Annotated in this window: 7 protein-coding genes and 1 pseudogene; 3 read left to right on the forward strand and 5 right to left on the reverse strand. The window is 42.1% G+C overall.

Translation table 11 applies throughout. From position 1 onward, the window contains the following. From traT to mobF, 3 genes are all read left to right on the forward strand, one after another. Window positions 1-116, forward strand: a 116-nt coding sequence (gene traT, locus CBG25_RS00760; RefSeq protein WP_290603812.1) for a complement resistance protein TraT, incomplete at its 5' end; no start/stop codon positions are given. Between the two features lie 83 nt (window positions 117-199). Then, on the forward strand, window positions 200-2,257 hold the full coding sequence (gene traD, locus CBG25_RS00765; RefSeq protein WP_290603801.1) for a type IV conjugative transfer system coupling protein TraD: 2,058 nt from the start codon (window positions 200-202) through the stop codon (window positions 2,255-2,257). 3 nt (window positions 2,258-2,260) lie between these two features. Continuing rightward, window positions 2,261-4,192, forward strand: a complete 1,932-nt coding sequence (gene mobF, locus CBG25_RS00770) for a MobF family relaxase (protein WP_290603802.1) — start codon at window positions 2,261-2,263, stop codon at window positions 4,190-4,192. Window positions 4,193-4,379: 187 nt separating this feature from the next. Here the strand turns inward: mobF and CBG25_RS00775 are convergent, their stop codons facing one another. The 5 genes and pseudogenes from CBG25_RS00775 to CBG25_RS00795 all read right to left on the reverse strand — a co-directional run. Further along, complete coding sequence (locus CBG25_RS00775; RefSeq protein ID WP_290603804.1) at window positions 4,380-4,505, reverse strand: hypothetical protein; 126 nt, start codon at window positions 4,503-4,505, stop codon at window positions 4,380-4,382. Between the two features lie 22 nt (window positions 4,506-4,527). Continuing rightward, window positions 4,528-4,704, reverse strand: coding sequence for a hypothetical protein (locus tag CBG25_RS00780; RefSeq protein ID WP_290603807.1), 177 nt, complete (start codon window positions 4,702-4,704; stop codon window positions 4,528-4,530). Between the two features lie 15 nt (window positions 4,705-4,719). After that, window positions 4,720-5,157 (reverse strand): single-stranded DNA-binding protein, encoded by a 438-nt coding sequence (gene ssb, locus CBG25_RS00785; RefSeq protein WP_290603809.1) that lies wholly within the window; start codon window positions 5,155-5,157, stop codon window positions 4,720-4,722. Continuing rightward, window positions 5,135-5,638 (reverse strand): annotated as a pseudogene (locus CBG25_RS00790) (ERF family protein). Before CBG25_RS00790 ends, ssb begins: the two are co-directional and overlap by 23 nt. A 107-nt stretch (window positions 5,639-5,745) precedes the next feature. Beyond that, window positions 5,746-6,161 (reverse strand): transposase (locus CBG25_RS00795; protein ID WP_290603810.1); only part of this gene is annotated, 416 nt, incomplete at its 5' end.

The raw sequence follows: 6,161 nt of genomic DNA on the forward strand, positions 1-6,161 counted from the left end.
GTCATAAATACCAAACGCGAATTGTGTCCAATGCCAACAAAGTCAACCTGAAATTTGAAGAAGCCAAACCGGAACTGGAGAAACAGTTAGCCAAAAGTATCGCCAATATTCTTTAATTTCTCTCAAAATAATAAGCCCAGTTAACTTAACGCTTTTTCGATAACTAATTGGGCTTCCTCTCGCTAAGGAACGTTTGATTATGAGTCTGGATGCCAGAAACATGACCCAGGGTGGTCAGGTAATTAAATACATGGTGGCGATGTTTATGCAGATTGCCAATATCGTGGCTTTTTGGGTAATTATCGCCACGGTGATGGTCTTTTTTGCCACCATCGCCTTTCAAATCCCGCTTGAGAAGATGATACACGGGTTAGCTTACTGGGCAATGGATAAACTGGTCATACCGCTACAGGAAGCGATTGGCACCAGTGAAGGTGGCACCTTCACCTTTCACTGGTTAAACCCAAGAACCGGTCAGGTGGTTGAATTTGAGAAAACCGCCCGCGAGGTACGCCTCGATAGGTACTTTATTTATTGCTATGTGTTATTGAAAGAAGCGGCATTTTGGGCGTGGGGTGTTGCCTCCTTTACCTTTGTAGGTCTGATTGTAGCGGTGTTCTGGTGGTTAGGTAAAAAAGGGGCGCAGCAGCGGAAAAATGAGATTATCGGTGGGCGCTATCTGGCAAATTCGGTAAAAGAGATTAATCAGTTTTTAAAAGCCAAAGGCAAACTCTCATCGCTAAAAATCGGCGATTTACACCTGGTTGAAAACAGCGAACAACAAAATATTGGACTGCATGGCACCGTGGGAACAGGGAAAAGCACCGTCATTAATGACCTGTTAACGCAGGTAAGAAAACAGCGAAAAAGAGCGATTGTCTACGATAAAGGTAATAACTTTATCCCGCTTTTTTATCGGGAAGGGAAAGATATTATCTTAAACCCAATGGATGCACGTTGCCCGAACTGGGATTTATGGCGWGAATGCCAAGACCGCGCGGATTTTGAAACCTTTGCGCTGCCCTTATTCCCCGATGCSAAAAGYGGTGACCCATTCTGGCTSATGTCTGCTCGCCTRTTRTTTGTTGCCACCGCAGAGCATATGCGCTCACAYCCTGACCGYTCGATWAAAAAATTATTACAGCGGTTATTGTCSATTTCKCTSGCYGAATTGYATGATTTTGTRCAGGGCACYGATGCSGCTAATYTRGTCGATGGYAGYATWGAAAAAACCGCCATGACCATWCGTACYGTGTTAAGYGCYTAYGTSAAAGCSTTGCGYTACTGTCAGGGATTGGAAAAAGAAGGCAAGCCACCTTTCTCYATTCGGGAATGGGTRCAAAATGCCRATGAAGATGCSTGGATTTTYATYTCCAGTGATGGTCGYTTRCATRCTGCCTTAAAGCCGTTAATCAGCACCTGGCTCAATMTCACCATGCAATCSGTRCTGGCRTTAMCMCCRAGCAGAGAAMGKCGTATCTGGACAGTGTTAGATGAGTTGCCCAGTCTTCATAAGCTGCCCGTTATTCTGGATTACCTCTCAGAAGCACGTAAGTTTGGTGGGGCAACCCTTATCGGCATTCAAAACTTCTCGCAACTGGAAGCGAACTATGGCGCTCAGGAAGCACGGGCGATTTGGGATTTAGTCAATACCACCTTGTATTTTCGTGCCCCCAGTGGCAGTGTCGCGGAATGGGTACAAAAAGAACTGGGCGAAACCCGGTTGCTGAAATTCCGAGACCAGTATAGTTATGGGGTCGATACCATCCGTGATGGCGTGAACTTTTCAAAAGAAGATACCCGTGAAAAAATTGTCAGCTTCTCGGATATTCAGAATCTGGATGATTTGCAGTGCTTTGTTTCACTGCTTGGCGATGTGCCGATTGTTAAACTCACCCTGGAATATAAACAATATGAAACGATTGCCGCAGGGAAAATTGAGCGCGATGTCTCCGCCATTTTTGATAATCAGATTGAGCAGGAACTGAATAAATCGGGGATTGAAAATAAAGTGGATAAATTGGTCACCGGTCGGCGCACGCAATCAGACCAAAACAATCAAAACCAGACCAATAACCCGCAGACGATGGAAATACATCCCGCTGAACAGACCCATTATGTTGAGCCGGTTAATGATTATGGCACAGCAAAAACCGGCAAACCGGTATTAGAAGCAGAAGAGAACAACTTGGATAACCCAGCACAGGAGACAAACAACAACCTAAAACATGAAAAAAGCACAGAAAAGGAGATTTAGCCTATGCTCTCGGTTAAAAATCTCACTAGTGGGGGCGCTTCCGCCAGTGCCAACTATTATGAAGAAAAGGACAACTATTACTGCGTCGGTGAAGAAGGGACTGGGTGGTTTGGTAAAGGCGCTGAGCGGTTAGGATTAACCGGCACGGTGGATAGAAACACCTTTAAGCAGATGCTGGAAGGGAAACTACCGGATGGCACGCAGTTAACCTTTAATAAAACGGGTAAGAATCAGCATCGACCAGGCTATGATTTAACCTTTTCTGCCCCCAAAAGTGTCTCGGTATTAGCCCTGGTTGAAGGCAATACTGCGGTGCTTGACGCACATAAACAAGCGGTGGCATCAGCCCTCAAAGAAATTGAAAATATAAGCTCAACCCGCACAATGACAAAAGGGCTCACACAAACGGAAATGACCGGCAATACAATTGCTGCCCTTTTTATGCATACCACTAATCGCAATCTCGACCCTAATTTACATACCCATGCCTTATTCATCAATGCCACCTGGTCAGATAAGAAAGGCTGGAAAACACTGTCATCAGATACCATCAATCGTAATGGATTTAACGAAATTATCCGCGATTTACAGATCACCTTTGGGTCTATTTATCGCCAGCCCCTAAAGGAAAGTTTGCAAAAGCAGGGATTTTCTTTTGTTTCAACAGGGAAAAATGGCTTATGGGAAATAGAAGGCGTGCCAACCGAACCTTTTTCATCCAGGCACAAAGAGGTTGTCGAGGCGGTAGGCGAAACCGCTTCCGCTAAACAAAAGAGTGCCGCTGTGTTAGCGACCCGTAAGGCAAAAACCTTTACCAATGTCGAGACACTGCATAAAGAATGGCAAGCAAGGCTAGCCAAGACGGGATATTCAGCCGATAACGTGAAAAAAGCAGAAAACCTCAACCCATCTACGCCTGTGGTTAACCTAAAAGAGGCCATCTCACAATCCATTAAGGTACTGTCAGATAAAACCACCCGATTTTCCTATGATGCATTATTAACCCATGTCATTAATCGCATCCCTTGCCAGCCGAAAACATTAGAAACATTACGGGCGGAAATTAACAAGGCGATTAAACAGGGAAATCTGGTGCCACTTAATTCAGAAAGCACGCTGTTAACCACAGAAAACCATCTTAAACAGGAAAATGAGGTGAGCACACTCATTCATCAGTTGCGGTACAGTAAACATGAATTAACAACAACACAGGAAAGCGCATTAGCCAAAAATATTACCCAAAACAATGTTAGATTTAATCTGGTTAATCTTAAAGGCGGTTTTGCCCATGAAGTTCAGGTTATCGAGGAACTTCATGGCTTGGCTAAAGAAAATAAGTTAAATACCCTGATTATTACGCCGAATAAAAAAATCAGCGATAAATTACAAGAACAGGTCAATAAGAAAGTAAAAACCATCAGCATTGATGACTATTTAAGTGACGCCCAGAAAAACAACCACAAACGGCAATTAATCGGGATTTACCAGTCTGAACATCTACCCCTTAACAAAGTAGCGGCATTACTGGGTCGTTCCTATGCCGAGGGTGACACGATTATTGCATTGGATAGCGCCAGCCGTAAAAATAAAGGACTGACTAGTGAAATAGCCCGCTCACTCGGCGCTGAACCGATTAACGCTTTTGAATCCAATGCCGATAAACACCTCTATTTTATCCCTGAACAGGACAAAACAAGCAGAATACAGGCTGCTGCGAATCATTTTGCTAACCTTGATGCCTTAAATAAAGAGGTCATCATTCAGGCAGGGAATAACCCAACAAAAGAAGCGATAACAGCCAAAACCCGTGATATTTTAATCGAAAAAGGATTGCTGTCCGAAAATAAGATGGTAGTGACCACCAAAAAATCGATATTTTTAGATGCCGCTAACCGCAATCAGCGTAGCACCTATAACATCGGCATGATACTTTGAGCGCACCACAGAAAATAAGCCTGTTGCTCAATAGCAAAATTAATTGTGACTTACAAAAAAACCAGCTATTGATGATAAAATAATCAATTTTTGAATTAAAAATGACCTATATAAGATTAAAAAATAACYTATTTTTGTGTTTTTTAGATGTATCTAACTTGTTTTTATTGAAAGCAGTTTTATTTCACTATTGAGCAACAGGCTTAATGACGGTATCGGCGTGCGCAAGATGTCCGACTAGCATTTCAAAACCAAACGCTGCACTGATAAAAAGTAATGTCATGATTAGTAATTTGATGATGTTAAGTTTCATGGTTGAACCTTTTGAAATTGGCTTATTTCTTGACGCAAATCGCTTTGGCGTCAATATCCTTGAAAGTTTCAAATTCCTGCTCAAACTGTTTAGCGGCGAACTGGCACATGTTCTCAGTGTCAAATTCCTGAGTATTGACACTTGCAAAGTCATTTGAGGCGTAAGGGCTGGCGTACATGGCCATTATTAAAATCCACATGGTAGGGCTCCTTGTCTAAAAGGGGATAGAATCATCAAAATCGGGCTCGATAATTGTGTTACTGTTTGGCTGGTTAGTGGTTGACACATTCGTTTTATCTTGGCTTTCCTGCGAATTTTTCTCTTTTCGGTTGCCTAATATTTCAATGTCATTGACTAAAAATTCGGGTGATATCCTGTGCTGACCGGATTTGTCTGTCCATTTATTCTCTTGATAGGCAGTATTAACACGAACAAAAGTGCCTTTTTGTGCATGATTATTGATATATTCCGCTATTTGTTTAAATGCCTTGCAATTTATCCATGTTGTGTCATCAATCCATTGACCGCTGTTGTCTTTTCTTGATTTGCTGATAGCGAGAGAAAATACGGATATGGGATTTTTATCTTGGGTATAGCGGATTTCTAATTTGCCGATGCGTCCGGTAAAGTTACACTGGTTCTGATTTGCCATTTAAGTCCTCCAATTCTGATTTCCGCATGTCATAAACTTCTTTAGCTTTAGCCTGCTCAATTGTTCCTTCCAATTTTTTCCATGCTGTGCTGAAATGTTTTTTTAATTCAAAAACCGTTTTTGATGAAGTTGCTTTCCCTGTAAATTCATTGAGGACGTCAGCCGATGTTTCATATTTATAAACAACCTGATGGGTTTCAGCGTCAGGGTCAATAGCCGTTTCTTCTGTTGGAATACAAAACGCCTAAAATGCTGCATATTTATAAGCAATGGACATGGCTTTGTTGGTCGCTTTGTCTCCAGCATCCATCGCCTCACCAAATGTGGTTACGGTATGTTTGCTACCATCTTCAGTGGCAATAAAATCAAACTCGGCTTTAACGGTGACATAAAATAAGCTTCCTCCATTTCTTGTTTGTCTCTCAGTCACATTGCGTTCAATAATGCGGGGTAAAATAAGCAATCTGATAGGACGTGAGATATTTAAACGGGAAACGTGCGATAAATGTGGATCTACCTGGGACAAACTGGATCTATCTGGGACAAGTCAGGGTGATTCAGTTACACATACACGAGTTTCGCACAAAACTAATTTGGGTACGCTAATAAAACACGGATGTGCTCAGCAATAGCATTTTTGATTACGTCCCAATTTTGTTGATAAAGGATTATTTTTTCAGATATACGACGTTTATGTTGTTCAAACCACGCAGAAATAGCGAGAAAAATATGATTTCTTTGCGCTCGGCTCGTGCGAGCCTGACAGCGTTCAATACCACAATTTTGTTTAACTTCTCGATGATAAACTTCAACAGACCAACGGGCATCCATGATAGATTTGACGTATTCACGGGTGGGATTCTCTTTGTTTGTTACTATGTAATCAATACGGCCGTTTTTGGCTGTAAATTTGAAAACAGTCACCCAACCGTAGCCTCGTAAGTGTATTGGAGTTCCTTCTTCTGAGATGTCTAACTTGTTCAGTTGTTTATTATGGTTAACAA

The organism is Arsenophonus sp. ENCA, from assembly GCF_002287155.1.
Classification (GTDB): domain Bacteria; phylum Pseudomonadota; class Gammaproteobacteria; order Enterobacterales; family Enterobacteriaceae; genus Arsenophonus; species Arsenophonus nilaparvatae.

Excerpts from the sequence above, each read along its gene's own strand:
- mobF (WP_290603802.1), top strand. The coding sequence starts at position 2,261 with ATGCTCTCGGTTAAAAATCTCACTAGTGGGGGCGCTTCCGCCAGTGCC.
- CBG25_RS00775 (WP_290603804.1), bottom strand. The coding sequence starts at position 4,505 with ATGAAACTTAACATCATCAAATTACTAATCATGACATTACTTTTTATC.
- CBG25_RS00780 (WP_290603807.1), bottom strand. The coding sequence starts at position 4,704 with ATGTGGATTTTAATAATGGCCATGTACGCCAGCCCTTACGCCTCAAAT.
- ssb (WP_290603809.1), bottom strand. The coding sequence starts at position 5,157 with ATGGCAAATCAGAACCAGTGTAACTTTACCGGACGCATCGGCAAATTA.